1 protein-coding gene is annotated in these 204 nt (G+C 64.2%); it reads right to left on the bottom strand.

What is annotated here, in order from left to right; genetic code table 11:
- Positions 1 to 51: 51 nt before the first annotated feature.
- A partial coding sequence (locus QJT78_RS53070) for an integrase core domain-containing protein (protein WP_018647868.1) occupies positions 52 to 204 on the bottom strand: 153 nt, incomplete at its 5' end.

Raw genomic sequence — 204 nt, 5'->3', positions numbered from 1 at the left:
CGTCGGGAGGGCGTAGCCCGACCAGAGCGACGACAAAACCGTCGGCGACGGTCATGCGGCCATCACCATAGCTTGCGTGCCGAAGTAAGCCTCGTCGGGCGTGCGCCCGTCCAGGCTCGAGTGAGGGCGTCCCTGATTGTAGAAGGCCAGATACTTGGCAATTGACGCTCGCGCCTCGGACACGCTGTCGTAGGCGCGGAGATA

The sequence above is a fragment of the Bradyrhizobium sp. Mp27 genome, assembly GCF_029953005.1.
Lineage (GTDB): Bacteria > Pseudomonadota > Alphaproteobacteria > Rhizobiales > Xanthobacteraceae > Bradyrhizobium > Bradyrhizobium barranii.
Note: the sequence above shows the minus strand (reverse complement) of the source record. Positions and strands in the feature narration are given on the sequence as shown.